The sequence below is a fragment of the Pseudomonas sp. S2_A05 genome (assembly GCF_054668485.1).
Genome location: NZ_CP162775.1, coordinates 2324385 through 2337537, shown reverse-complemented (window position 1 = coordinate 2337537; position 13153 = coordinate 2324385). Strand labels below are relative to the sequence as shown.

The following is a 13153-nucleotide window of genomic DNA, read 5'->3' as shown; positions in this document are numbered from 1 at the left end:
GATCCGCACATTGGCGACCATGCAACGTGACTTGCGCAACATGATCGACGTGGTCCGGCGCAACGCCCACGGTGTCAGCGGCATGAGCGAGCAGCTCAGTCAGGGCTGCCATCAGGTCGCCGACAGCAGCCAGCAGCAAAGCGTTGCCGCCGGGACCATGGCGGCCGCCGCCAGTCAGATGACCGCCAGCATCGAGGAAATCACCCGCCACGCCGAACGTGCCCTGAGCATGGCCAATCAGGCGGAAACTCTAGCGAAGGAGGGCGGCGGGGTGATTCATCAAGTGGTCAGCGACATGGACGACATCGCCCGCTCGGCACAGCAGTCGGCGCAGGTGATTCGCACGCTGGATCAGGAATCCGAGGCGATCTTCAACATCATTCAGGTGATCAAGAGCATCGCCGACCAGACCAACCTGCTGGCCCTCAACGCCGCGATCGAGGCGGCGCGGGCAGGAGAGCAGGGCCGTGGCTTTGCCGTGGTCGCGGATGAAGTGCGCAGTCTGGCCGCACGCACCAGCGCCTCGACCCAGGAAATTGCCGCAATGGTCGCGCGCATCCAGAGCAGCACGCGCGAGGCGGTCACCAGCATGGAGGCCGGCGTGGCGCAGGTCGACAAGGGCATGGCGGTGACGGCGGAAGTCGAGCGGGCGATTCGGGAAATCCTCGACGCCACGCTGAACACCACGCAACTGGTCAACGACATCACCCGCACGATTGGCGAACAGAGCCAAGCCAGTAACGAGATCGCCCATCAGGTGGAGATGATTGCCGGGATGAGCGAAGGCAACAGTCGGGTGATCGGGCAGACCGCGACGACCACCGATGAATTGTCGAATCTGGCGGGGCAGCTGGCGCGGTCGGTGGATCGGTTTCGGTTGTGATAGCGGTAGGACTGGTGTCTATCACGGCCTTATCGCTGGCAAGCCAGCTCCCACAGGGTCTGATGTTGTGAATGCAACGGTGTGCACACCATCATCCACTGTGGGAGCGGGCTTGCCCGCGATTAGGCCAGCTCGGGCAACACTGAATCAAGCCTATGTGCCCTTAATCAGAACCTGAACGCCTGCCGCCCCACCAACAACCATTTCCCGCCCTGTTTCTGCCAGATCTGGAAATTCTCGATCTCGGTCGGAATCACCTCAGTCCCTTTCAACGCCTGCGCGGAGAAGTGGTGGCGCACCAATGCGGTATCGCCGGACAGAGTAATGGTCTGCTTCTGCATCTCCAGGGTCTTGAATGCGCTGCGGCCGGTCTCGATGTCGGCGATGAATTCCTGCTTGTCCTGAATCTTGCCGCTGGAGTGGCCGTAGGTCAGGTTCGGCGCGGTCAGAGCGTTCAGTTCGGCGATGTCTTTGTGCAGCATCGCCTGGGTCAGGTGATCCACCGCTTGGGCCACTTCCTTTTCCGCCGGGGCAGGGGCGGCCATGGCGCAGGCGCTGAAGGCGCAGAACAAACCGATGAGGAGGCGGGATTGGGTCATGTTGTTTCCTTGTTGTTATTGAGTCGGAATGACTGGCTTAGTTTGTCAGTCATCGTACAACGTAGCAGGTTATTTTCTGCTTGAACAACGAGCCGTTCGCAATGATTTATCAAGTTGCGATGCGTATCGCGCAAAAAACTTTGCAGGCCAATGCCTGATCACGGTCATGTTTGGTGGCCTATGGCCGATAAGCCCCAGAGCGGAAAAAGACTTTCAAGTCGGGAACAGACGCGCGGGTTCGCCCTGACGTGATATTCTCCGCGCCAAATTTGCTTTGACTTAATTCGGTTGGCTGGCCTTTCAGGCGGGCCGACGGGATCCCTGTCGCTCAAGCAGCTGAAGCCAATAACGATAAGAAGTCAGTTCAGAAGGGACATTAACTGAGGTCGATGCCACATGTCGGCCTTGTGTGCCCACCCGTCAATATTGAAGTGTGCCGGATTGCGCGACGCCAGCCTGAGCGTCAACAAAGCGCAACGCAGACTGATAACAACGACGGGCGGAAGGCGTTTTATCATAGGTGCAACAGATGTTTAAGAAAGTGAACACAGCCTTGCTCGGTCTGGCTTTGGCGATGGGGATGTCGTCTGCCAATGCTGCCGAAGCCAAGAAAGTTGATGTCCTGCTGATCGGCGGCGGCATCATGAGCACCACCCTGGGTGTGTGGATCAATGAGCTGGAACCGACCTGGTCGATGGAAATGGTCGAGCGCCTCGATGGCGTCGCCCTGGAAAGCTCCAACGGCTGGAACAACGCCGGTACCGGTCACTCCGCCCTCGCCGAGCTGAACTACACCCCGGAAGACGACAAGGGCAACGTGACGATCCCGAAAGCCGTCGAGATCAACGAAGCGTTCCAGGTTTCCCGTCAGTTCTGGGCGTGGCAGGTTCAGCAGGGCGTGCTGAAGAACCCTCGTTCGTTCATCAACACCACACCGCACATGAGCTTCGTGTGGGGCGATGACAACATCAAGTTCCTGAAAAAGCGCTACGAAGCGCTGCAGGCAAGCCCGCTGTTCGCTGGCATGCAGTATTCCGAAGATCCGGCTGTGATCAAGAAGTGGGTACCGCTGATGATGGAAGGGCGTGATCCGAACCAGAAAATCGCGGCCACCTGGAGCCCGCTGGGTACGGACATGAACTTCGGCGAAATCACCCGCCAGTTCGCCGCTCACCTGCAAACCAAACCCAACTTCGATCTGAAACTGTCGAGCGAAGTTGAAGACATCACCAAGAACGCCGATGGCACCTGGCGTGTGAGCTACAAAAACCTCAAGGACGGTACCAAGACCGAAACCGACGCCAAGTTCGTGTTCATCGGCGCTGGCGGCGGTGCTCTGCACCTGCTGCAGAAGTCGGGCATTCCTGAAGCCAAGGAATACGCAGGCTTCCCGGTTGGCGGCTCGTTCCTGGTGACCGAGAACCCGACGATTGCCGAGCAGCACCTGGCCAAGGCCTACGGTAAAGCTTCGGTTGGCGCGCCACCGATGTCCGTTCCGCACCTGGACACCCGTGTTCTGGACGGCAAGCGCGTCATTCTGTTTGGCCCGTTCGCGACCTTCAGCACCAAGTTCCTCAAGGAAGGTTCGTACTTCGACCTGCTGACCAGCACCACCACCCACAACATCTGGCCAATGACCAAGGTCGGCATCAAGGAATACCCGCTGGTCGAGTACCTTGCCGGGCAGTTGATGCTGTCGGATGAAGACCGTCTGAACGCGCTGAAGGAATACTTCCCGAACGCCAAAGCCGAAGACTGGCGCCTGTGGCAAGCCGGCCAGCGCGTGCAAATCATCAAGCGTGATGAAGCCGCTGGCGGCGTGCTGAAACTGGGCACCGAGATCGTTGCTTCGCAAGACGGCTCGATCGCCGGCCTGCTGGGCGCATCGCCAGGCGCGTCGACCGCTGCACCGATCATGCTGAGCGTGCTGCAGAAAGTCTTCAAAGACAAAGTCGCAACCCCTGAGTGGCAGACCAAGCTGCACCAGATCGTGCCAAGCTACGGCACCCAGCTGAACAGCGATCCGGCCAAAGTGGCTGCCGAGTGGGCTTACACCGCGAAAATCCTCGAACTGCCGACGCCTCCAGCGATCGGTCAGGTAGCTGCTCCGGCGGCACCTGCGGCTGACAAAGCCGTAGCGCCGAAGGAAAACGCTGCACGTGACATGGCTCTGTAAGCAGAACCCTGACACACAAAACCCACTGAACCGGCGACGGTCAGTGGGTTTTTTTATACGCCGGACCTGTAGGAGCTGACGAGTGCAACGAGGCTGCGATCTTTTGACTTTGACTTTGACTTTGACTTTGACTTTGACTTTGACTTTGACGTTTGAAGATCAAGATCAAGATCAGGATCAAAAGATCGCAGCCTCGTTGCACTCGTCAGCTCCTACGCTCCTACGGTCCGGGGTGGATTCAGGCTTTTGCGGACGCGAGATAGGCCCCAGGCGCCGACCCATTTCTTCGCCCAGTGCTTGCAACCCGCTCAGCGGCCGCACCATCACTTCAAACTCGACAATCTTGCCGTGTTCATCGAAGCGAATCATGTCGATGCCTTTGAGTTCCTTGCTGCCGACCCCGGCGCTGAATTCGAGAATCACATTCAGGCCATCCGCCGTCGCAAACTCACGGTGATAGGCGAAATCTTCGAAGACTTCAAACACGGTGTTGAGGATCATCGCCACCACCGGCGCGCCGGGGTAGGGCGTGTGGGCCATGGGCGAGCGGAACACAGCTTGCGGATCGAGCAGTTCGGGCAGGGCTTTGAGATTGCCGCTGCGGATCATCGCGTGCCAGCGCGCGAGGGATGCGGCGACGTTGGGCTGCAAGGCAAGGTCGGGCATGGTCACTCCGGTTTTTATTGTTGTCGGTCGGCAATGACTGTAGATCAACCGCGCCGAAAGTGAATCCCCAAGTCTCAGGCTGAATATCTGTTCATGCCCGAAGCGGATCAGATGCGCATCTGATCCGTATTTTTCTGTTTCATCTGCCTCTGTATTCAGTACAGCCACAGGCTCAGAATGCCCCGGCAGTGCGGCCAATCACCCTCCGACCTCATTCCGAAGCGTCCGGTGCACCGCACACCCCGCATCAAGGAGCGCGACATGTACAAGATGGCAATTTTTCTCGGCGGTTTTCTGACCTTGACCATTCTGATCGGCGTGCTGGCGACGATCTCTCCAGTCTGATCCGCGCGCATTTTTTCGAACTCCGCCGTTCTCCTGCTTTCAGTTGCAGAACAGGGCCAGCATGCGCCCGTTACTGAAGTTCGAGGAGTGAAACATGCGTACGACAACCTCGCAGGGACGTTGGGTTCCCATTGGTTTGATGGTCGCCGCGCTGACTGGCTGCGCGATGAGCAACACCGAGTCACCGGTGCAGACACCGGGTCAGGCCAAGGCCTCCGATACTGAAATGCTCGAAGTCGGCGCGCAGTGGTTGCAGGACAAACCGCCGATCCGCGCGTTGAACATGTACCTTGATGGCTTTCATTTTTACAACGGTCATCCCGGCGCGCAGATGGAAGCGCACCATTACTGCTCGGCGCTCAATGAGGAAGTGTTCCAGTGCGTGATCTACGACGGCAACACGGCTGAAGCGAAGTTGATGGGCGTGGAATACATCATCAGTCAGCGCCTGTTTACGCAATTGCCGGCAAAAGAAAAAGCCTTGTGGCACAGCCATGCTCACGAGGTGACTTCCGGCCAGTTGGTCGCGCCGGGCATCCCGCAAGTGGCGGAAAAGCGCCTGATGGAAAAACTCGCCAATACTTACGGCAAGACTTGGCACACCTGGCACACCGATCAGGACAAGCAACTGCCGCTGGGCGTGCCGCAGTTGATGATGGGCTTTACCGCTGACGGTCAGGCCGATGCACAAATGGTCCGCCAGCGCGATCAGCGTCTGGGCATTGATAGCGCCGAAAAGAAAAAGGCTCGTGCCGGGATCAAACCGGCGCCTGTCGCAACGGGGGCTGATGCGTGGCAGAAGGGTAATGTCATCCAGCTCAACGACCCGACCGGCCATCAACACGTCATGCCGCGCCCGGCCACCTCTGGCGATGAAAATGCCCGGAGCGGCAGTCAGCCTTAGCTTTGGACAATAGCTGGAAATGGTGTTGTCTGTACCGGCGTCATCGCGAGCAGGCTCACTCCTACATTTGAAATGCGTTCCCCCGGAGGAGTGAGCCTGCTCGCGATGGCGTCCGTCTGATCGCTACATCCTTCAGCGATTCAACACATCCACAATCCACTGCAAATATTGCTCGCGCTCGGAAATCGAGTTATGCCCCGAGTCCGGCACCACCTTCAGCGTCGCCACGCCCGCGGGAAAACTCTCGAACAAGCGCTGCGTGCTGCTGCGCCCAATCACTTCGTCATCACTGGCCGCCAAGAGCAACGTCGGTGCGCGAATATGCGCCGCGTATCTGCCTGATTCGAAACGATCCTTGAGCAACCACTTCACCGGCACCCACGGGTATTGCCGTTCGGCGATTTCCTCAAGGCTGTTGAACGGCGTCACCAGGATCAGATTCTGCACCGGCCGCTGACTGGCCAGGCGCACCGCCACCCCCGAACCGAGGCTGCGTCCGATGACAGCAATCTGCGGGTGGCTGGCATAGACCTGATCGAACAGCGCCAGCGCATCTTCGGCAATCGCGGCTTCCGATGGCGAGCCGGTGCTGCCACCAAAGCCCCGATAGTGCAGGAAATACAGCGCGTAGTCGGGAAACGCCTCGGCGAATTCCGGCAGATTTCGCGATACGTCCTCGGCATTGCCGCCGAAATAAATCAGTGCGCGCGATCCGCTGCGCTCTCGGGTTGTCACCCAGACCTCGGCATCCGGCATCGGCAGTTTCATTCGCGAGTCCGCTGCAACCACGGCGGCAGGCTGGGGAAACCAGATCAGCGAGCGCTGAAACACGAACAGCGCGGCGCACAGCACCAGGTACACGGCAACAATGAAAACGACGAGTGACATCAGGGTTCGGGACATTCGGCTACTTTTAACGGGGAGAAAGGTTGGCTGTGGCAGTGTAGTTCAGCGACTGCGCCTGACAGCCGGCGCACACACCGTGCAACAGATCCGCGCAACAGGAGGACTCGCATGCGCCACACTGAGGGTTACTCACGTCGCCGCTTGCTCACGCTGGCTGCCCAAGCTGCGGCGCTGCTCACCATTGATCGGGCGTTGGCCGGCAGCGTGGCGCCGACCGAAACTGTGCTGCCCACGGCAGGAGACCAGACCATGCAGACCCGCGCCATCCCTTCCAGCTCCGAGGCACTGCCCATGGTCGGGTTGGGCACCTATCGCGGTTTCGACGTCGCGCCTGGCGATCCGGTTTACCGGCAATTGCCCGCCGTCCTCGAAGCGCTGTTCAGGAAGGGCGGCACGCTGATCGACAGCTCGCCGATGTACGGCCGCGCCGAGCAGACCACCGGTGAACTGCTGTCGATTCACGAACCACGCTCGCCGGCGTTTCTCGCCACCAAGGTGTGGACGCGCGGGCGCGATGAAGGCATCGCGCAGATGGAGCAGTCGTTCAGACTGCTGCAAACCGAGCGCATCGACCTGATGCAGATTCACAACCTGCTCGACTGGCAAACCCACTTGCCGACCCTGCGCGAATGGCAGGAGCAGGGGCGGATTCGCTACATCGGCATCACCCATTACACCTCGTCGGCCTACGACGAGGTCGAGGCCGTGCTGAAAGCCGAAAAGCTGGATTTTCTGCAGATCAACTACGCCCTCGATGATCGCGCGGTCGAGAAACGCATCCTGCCGCTGTGCCGTGAGCGTGGGGTGGCGGTGATTTGTAATCGGCCGTTTGGCGGCGGCGATTTGCTCGCCCGGCTCAAGGGCAAGCCGCTGCCGGCGTGGGTCTCGGATGTACAGGTCAACAGTTGGCCGCAACTGGCACTGAAATTTCTCCTGGCGCACCCGGCGGTGACCTGTGTGATTCCCGGGACCAGCAATCCGCGCTACATGGCTGACAACGCCGGAGCCGGTTTTGGGCCGATGTTGACCGATGCGCAACGGCATCAGTTGATTGCGTTGCTGGGCTGAGCCGGGTCAACCGCGATAGCGCAACGCCTCCAGCAACAACGCAAACGCCGGCGCTGCCTGGCGTCGGCTCGGGTAGTACAGGTGATAACCGGAAAATGCCGGGCACCAGTCTCCCAGCACCTGGAACAGGCGACCGTCCGCCAGAAACGGCGCAACGACGTTTTCCGGGATGTAGCTCAGACCGAAACCGTCCAGCGCGGCGTCGAGCAATGGGTACACGCCATTCAGGGTGACCTGGCCGGAGACGCGCACTTTCAGGCTTTCACCATCCTTTTCGAACTCCCACGAATACAGTCCGCCATTGGTTGGCAGGCGCAGGTTGTTACAGGCGTGGTCGGTCAGGTCGCGCGGGGTTTGCGGCGCAGGGCGCCGGGCGAAGTAGGCGGGTGAGCCGACCACCGCCATGCGCATGTCCGGACCGATACGGGTGGCGATCATGCCTTGGGCGACGTCTTCGCCCAAGCGCACACCGGCATCGAAGCCTTGGCCGGCGATGTCGACGAAGCCATAGTCACAGCAAACCTCGACGGACACATCCGGGTACTGCGGCAGGAAATGCTGCAACACCGGACGCAGGATCCAGTTCAGCGAATGGTCGGTGGCGCTGATGCGGATCTTTCCCGCCGGGGTTTCGCGCAGGTTGCTCAGTGCGGCCAGTTCCACTTCGATTTCCTCGAAGCGCGGGCCGATGGTTTGCAGCAAGTGTTCGCCGGCCTCGGTCGGCGACACGCTGCGCGTGGTGCGGGTCAGCAGGCGCAGGCCGAGTCGCGCCTCGAGACTGCGAATGGTGTGGCTGAGCGCCGATTGCGACACGCCGAGTTTGGCTGCGGCCTTGGTGAAACTGCGTTCACGGGCGACGGCGAGAAAGGCGAGCAGGTCGGTGGCGTTTTCCCGGAGCATTGATGATCGTCCTGCATAAGTTTTTTCGGATTCTAGTCGATTATCCAAAGAGTGCGGATCGCTACAGTGGTTGCATCATTTATTGGAGGAAAAGCCATGAACCCGATTGCTGCTTCTGCGCTGACGCTCTCGCTGCTGGCTGGCGAGGTGTATGCCACTGAAAATCCGCGTGTCACGGTCACACCGAATGGCTCGCAACCGTCGGCCAAAGGCCCGGCTGACTGGTTTACCGGCACGGTGCGGGTGGATGCGCCGTTCAAAGGTACCGACGAGGCGCGGGTCAGTGGTGCGACCGTAACGTTTGAGCCTGGCGCGCGAACGGCGTGGCATACCCATCCGCTGGGGCAGACACTGATCGTCACCTCGGGGGCAGGGTTCGTGCAGGAGTGGGGCCAGCCGGTTCGTGAAATCCGCCCGGGCGATACCGTGTGGATTGCCCCGGGCGCCAAGCACTGGCACGGAGCGGCACCGACGACGGCGATGAGTCATATCGCGATTGCCGAAGTGCTGGATGGCAAGGTGGTGGACTGGATGGAGCAGGTCAGTGATGAGCAATATCCAAAGACCGAGTGAAACCGCGCCCCTCACCCCAGCCCTCTCCCGAGGGAGAGGGAGCCGATTGGGGGATGCTCGAGACGTTCGGCATTCTGCAAGCGTGGTGGTGAATCCACTCGACCCCTAGCACCCCATGCAGGTGCGCTAACAGCATGCCACTCACCCCAGGCGTCTCCCGGGGAGTGGGAGCCGACCGAGGTGTCTTGCGATGTGCATCGACCTGAACTTACCGTTGCGATTAAGGATACACAGAAAGACTTTCACGTCGCTGCACATCCTGAATATACCCGGATCGGTCCCCTCTCCCTTTGGGAGAGGGCTAGGGTGAGGGGCTTTTCGCTTCAGATCATCTCCGGCAACGAATCAAGAATCTTGTCCAGCGTAATCGGATACTCCCGCACCCTCGCGCCGGTGGCGTTGTAGATTGCATTCGCCACCGCCGCACTCACGCCGCAAATCCCCAATTCACCCACGCCCTTGGCTTTCATCGGCGATGAAATCGGGTCGGTCTCTTCGAGGAAGATCACTTCCTGATGCGGTATGTCGGCGTGCACCGGCACCTCATACCCGGCGAGGTCATGGTTGACGAAAAAGCCCAGACGCTTGTCCACCGCCAGTTCTTCCATCAATGCGGCGCCGACGCCCATGGTCATCGCGCCGATGACCTGACTGCGCGCCGACGTCGGGTTGAGAATTCGCCCCGCCGCGCACACCGCGAGCATGCGCCGCACGCGGACTTCGCCAGTGGCAGCATCGACCGCGACTTCGACGAAATGCGCGCCGAAGGTCGATTGCTGATACTTCTCGGCCAGATCACCGAACTCGATGCTGTCCTCGCCGACCAGTGCGCCGCCTTCAGCCGCGTTGCGCAGCGGCAGGCTCTTGCTGCCGACGCGCACCTGACCATCGGCGAACTCCGCCTGATCCGCCGCGAGTCCCAGCTTCTGCGCCACCGCTTCACGCAGTTTCACACAGGCGGCATAGACGCCCGAGGTCGAGCAGTTCCCACCAAACTGACCGCCAGAACCAGCCGAAACCGGAAAGTCCGAGTCGCCCAGACGCACGACTACATCATCGAGACCAACGCCCATCATCTCGGCAGCGGTCTGCGCGATAATCGTGTAGCTGCCGGTGCCGATATCGGTCATGTCGGTTTCGACGACGACTTTGCCGTCACGCTCCAGGCGCACACGGGCGCCGGACTTGACCAGCAGGTTGTTGCGAAACGCCGCCGCCACACCCATGCCGATCAGCCAACGGCCTTCACGACGGCTGCCCGGTTGCGCCTTGCGCTGATCCCAGCCGAATTTCTCCGCGCCGATCTGCAGGCATTTGACCAGTTGACGCTGGGAGAACGGCCGCTCGGTTTTCACCGGGTCGACTTGAGTGTCGTTAGCGATGCGGAACAGCACCGGGTCCATCTTCAGCTGTTCGGCCATTTCGTCCATGGCAATTTCCAGCACCATCAGCCCCGGCGCTTCACCCGGCGCGCGCATGGCGTTGCCTTCAGGCAGGTCGAGCGGGGCGAGGCGCATGCTGACGCGGCGGTTTTCTGCGGCATAGAGCAACTGGCTCGGTTGCGCGGCCAGTTCGACCTTGCCGTCAGCAAGGTTGCCTGACCAGCCTTCATGGGCGATGGCGGTCAGCTTGCCGTCCGCCGTTGCGCCCATGCGGATGCGCTGAATCGTAGCCGGGCGATGGGTGGTGTTGTTGGCCATTTGCGGGCGGGCGAGGGCGACTTTCACCGGCCGCCCCGCCATGCGCGCGCCGAGAGCGGCGAGGATTACGTCGGCGCGAATAAACAGCTTGCCGCCGAAACCACCGCCGATGTACGGCGAGACCAAACGCACTTTTTCCTTCGGCAGGCCGAGGGTTTTCGCAATGTCGCCGACACTCCAGGCGACCATCTGGTTCGACGTCCACACGGTCAGTTGATCGCCTTTCCACGCGGCCAGTGTGGCGTGCGGTTCCATCATCGCGTGGGACTGGTCTGGCGTGGTGTAGGTCTGATCGAACTGCACCGGCGCGGCGGTGAAGGCCTTGTCGAAGTCGCCGTGATTGACGTCGGGCAACTCGTCTTTCGGCTCGACGCCGAGGTCTTTGACGCTGGCCAGATCGAACTTGCCCTCGGTGGTTTCGTAATCGACCTTGACCAATTGCGCGGCGGCGCGGGCCTGTTCGAAGGTCTCGGCAACCACCAATGCAACGGCTTGCTGGTAATGCTGCACTTCGGGACCAGCGAGCAGATGCGCAGCGTTGTAATCACCCTTGTCGAGCTTGCCGGCATTCTCGGCAGTGACGATCGCCAGCACGCCGGGGGCCGCTTTGGCCTCGCCCAGATGAATGGCTTTGATCCGGCCTTTGGCGATCGCCGAATCGACCATGAAGCCGTAGGCCTGATTGGCCGCCGCTTCATGTTGTTCGTAGGCGTAAGTGGCCTGGCCGCTGGTTTTCAACGGGCCTTCGATGCGCTTGGTGGGCTGGCCGACGACCTTCAGGCGGTCGATGGGATTGGTGGTGGCGGGCGTGTCGAATTTCATGCGGTTTCCCTCGCTTGCGCCAACACCGAGGCCAGCGTGCGCTCGACCAGTGTCAGTTTGAATTGGTTGTCATCGGTGGGCGTCGCGCCTTCAAGCAGGCGTTCGCTGACTGCTTTGGCACCCTTGGGCAGCAACGCTTCAGCGGCTTCGACCCGCCACGGTTTCGGCGCAATGCCGCCGACGGCGACGCGGCCGGTGCCGTCCTTTTGCAGGATCAGACCGACCGAGACCAGGGCAAACGCGTAAGACGAGCGATCCCGCACCTTGTGATAAATGTGCGTGCCGCCAACCGGCGCCGGCAGGGTCACGGCGGTAATGAATTCACCGGGTGTGAGGCTGGTTTCGATGTGCGGCGTGCTGCCCGGCAACTGATGGAAATCGGCCATGGCAATGCTGCGCGTGCTGCCGTCAGGCTTGACCGTTTCGATCTGCGCATCCAGCGCGCGCATGGCGATGGCCATGTCGCTCGGGTGGGTGGCGATGCAAGCGTCGCTGACGCCGATGATCCCCAGCTGCCGGGTGACCCCGCCGATCGCCGCGCAGCCGCTGCCCGGATTGCGTTTGTTGCAGGCCTGGTGGGTGTCGTAGAAGTACGGGCAGCGGGTGCGTTGCAGCAGGTTGCCGGCGGTGGTCGCCATGTTGCGCAACTGTCCGGAAGCCCCGGCGAGCAAGGCGCGGGAGAGCAGGGCGTAGTCCTTGCGCACGCGCGCGTCGGCGGCCAGATCGGTGTTGCGCACCAGCGCGCCGATGCGCAGCCCGCCCTCGGGGGTGGCCTCGATCTGGTCCAGGCCGAGGTGGTTGATGTCGATCAGGTGGACTGGGGTTTCGATGTCGAGTTTCATCAGGTCGAGCAGGTTGGTGCCGCCGGCGATGAACTTGGCGCCTTCGACGTGCGCAGCCCGGGAAGCGGCTGCCGCAGGTGAGTCGGCGCGGCTGTAATTGAAGGCTCTCATGCCGGCACCTCCGCAACTTCAGTGATGGCTTCGATGATGTTCGAGTAAGCGCCGCAACGGCAGATATTGCCGCTCATGCGCTCCTGCAGTTCGGCGGCGATCAGCTTCGGCGGCTCGGTCAGGCTCGGGCTGACGTGGCTGGGAATGCCGTCGCGGATCTCTTTGAGCACAGCGACCGCCGAGCAGATCTGCCCCGGCGTGCAGTAGCCACACTGATAACCGTCGTGCTTGATGAACGCGGCCTGCATCGGGTGCAGCTTGTCCGGCATGCCGAGGCCTTCGATGGTGGTCACCTCACTGCCGTCGTGCATCACCGCCAGGGTCAGGCAGGAGTTGATCCGCCGACCGTCGGCGATCACCGTGCAGGCGCCGCACTGGCCGTGGTCGCAGCCTTTCTTGGTGCCGGTCAGGTGCAGGTGTTCGCGCAGGGCGTCGAGCAGGGTGGTGCGGGTGTCGACTTCGAGGGTTTGCGGTTTACCGTTGACTTGCAGGGTAACTTGACTCATGGCCGGTTGCTCCAGACTGGCCGCGTAGGCCTTGAGGCTGATAAAGGGGGGCATAGCGAACGCCGTCGCGGTTACGGCGCCGAGGATCATGAAGTTGCGTCGGGAAATCGGCATGGTTCGATTCCTTGTCTCTCATCGGGCGGCAGGATTGC

At 61.1% G+C, this 13153-nt stretch carries 12 protein-coding genes; 5 read left to right on the top strand and 7 right to left on the bottom strand.

The genetic code is table 11. The features are described 5' to 3' along the window. Window positions 1-19: 19 nt before the first annotated feature. Window positions 20-883 (top strand): methyl-accepting chemotaxis protein, encoded by an 864-nt coding sequence (locus tag AB4O12_RS10620; RefSeq protein ID WP_370593542.1) that lies wholly within the window; start codon window positions 20-22, stop codon window positions 881-883. Between the two features lie 167 nt (window positions 884-1050). Here AB4O12_RS10620 and AB4O12_RS10615 read toward each other — a convergent pair whose 3' ends face one another. Then, window positions 1051-1482, bottom strand: a complete 432-nt coding sequence (locus AB4O12_RS10615) for a nuclear transport factor 2 family protein (protein WP_460061816.1) — start codon at window positions 1480-1482, stop codon at window positions 1051-1053. A 529-nt stretch (window positions 1483-2011) separates the two neighbouring features. On the opposite strand from AB4O12_RS10615, the gene mqo reads away from it, so the two are divergent. Further along, complete coding sequence (gene mqo, locus AB4O12_RS10610) at window positions 2012-3658, top strand: malate dehydrogenase (quinone) (RefSeq protein WP_041480875.1); 1647 nt, start codon at window positions 2012-2014, stop codon at window positions 3656-3658. A 177-nt stretch (window positions 3659-3835) separates the two neighbouring features. Here the strand turns inward: mqo and AB4O12_RS10605 are convergent, their stop codons facing one another. Beyond that, entirely contained in the window at window positions 3836-4324 is a 489-nt protein-coding gene (locus AB4O12_RS10605; RefSeq protein WP_460061813.1) for a nuclear transport factor 2 family protein, read from the bottom strand. Window positions 4325-4763: 439 nt separating this feature from the next. Here AB4O12_RS10605 and AB4O12_RS10600 point away from each other — a divergent pair, with 439 nt between their 5' ends. Further along, window positions 4764-5573, top strand: a complete 810-nt coding sequence (locus AB4O12_RS10600) for an OBAP family protein (protein WP_460061811.1) — start codon at window positions 4764-4766, stop codon at window positions 5571-5573. Window positions 5574-5705: 132 nt separating this feature from the next. Here AB4O12_RS10600 and AB4O12_RS10595 read toward each other — a convergent pair whose 3' ends face one another. Next, window positions 5706-6476, bottom strand: a complete 771-nt coding sequence (locus AB4O12_RS10595) for an alpha/beta hydrolase (protein WP_460061809.1) — start codon at window positions 6474-6476, stop codon at window positions 5706-5708. 111 nt (window positions 6477-6587) lie between these two features. Between AB4O12_RS10595 and AB4O12_RS10590 the strand changes: the two genes are divergently transcribed. Beyond that, entirely contained in the window at window positions 6588-7547 is a 960-nt protein-coding gene (locus AB4O12_RS10590; RefSeq protein WP_205869281.1) for an aldo/keto reductase, read from the top strand. A 6-nt stretch (window positions 7548-7553) separates the two neighbouring features. Here the strand turns inward: AB4O12_RS10590 and AB4O12_RS10585 are convergent, their stop codons facing one another. Then, window positions 7554-8447: a LysR family transcriptional regulator gene (locus tag AB4O12_RS10585; protein WP_460061807.1), complete on the bottom strand. Its 894-nt coding sequence runs from the start codon at window positions 8445-8447 to the stop codon at window positions 7554-7556. Window positions 8448-8543: 96 nt separating this feature from the next. Here AB4O12_RS10585 and AB4O12_RS10580 point away from each other — a divergent pair, with 96 nt between their 5' ends. After that, on the top strand, window positions 8544-9020 hold the full coding sequence (locus AB4O12_RS10580) for a (R)-mandelonitrile lyase (RefSeq protein WP_460061804.1): 477 nt from the start codon (window positions 8544-8546) through the stop codon (window positions 9018-9020). A 323-nt stretch (window positions 9021-9343) separates the two neighbouring features. Here AB4O12_RS10580 and paoC read toward each other — a convergent pair whose 3' ends face one another. Genes paoC through paoA form a run of 3 tightly spaced genes read right to left on the bottom strand, consistent with a single transcriptional unit; the run spans window position 9344 to window position 13115 of the window. Then, the gene (paoC, locus tag AB4O12_RS10575; RefSeq protein WP_460061802.1) at window positions 9344-11542 is read right to left on the bottom strand and encodes an aldehyde oxidoreductase molybdenum-binding subunit PaoC; all 2199 of its coding nucleotides are present in this window, start codon (window positions 11540-11542) and stop codon (window positions 9344-9346) included. Further along, window positions 11539-12495: an FAD binding domain-containing protein gene (locus tag AB4O12_RS10570; RefSeq protein WP_460061798.1), complete on the bottom strand. Its 957-nt coding sequence runs from the start codon at window positions 12493-12495 to the stop codon at window positions 11539-11541. The genes paoC and AB4O12_RS10570 overlap by 4 nt, the downstream gene beginning before the upstream one ends. Next, entirely contained in the window at window positions 12492-13115 is a 624-nt protein-coding gene (paoA, locus tag AB4O12_RS10565) for an aldehyde dehydrogenase iron-sulfur subunit PaoA (RefSeq protein WP_041480864.1), read from the bottom strand. The genes AB4O12_RS10570 and paoA overlap by 4 nt, the downstream gene beginning before the upstream one ends. Between the last annotated feature and the right edge of the window lie 38 nt (window positions 13116-13153).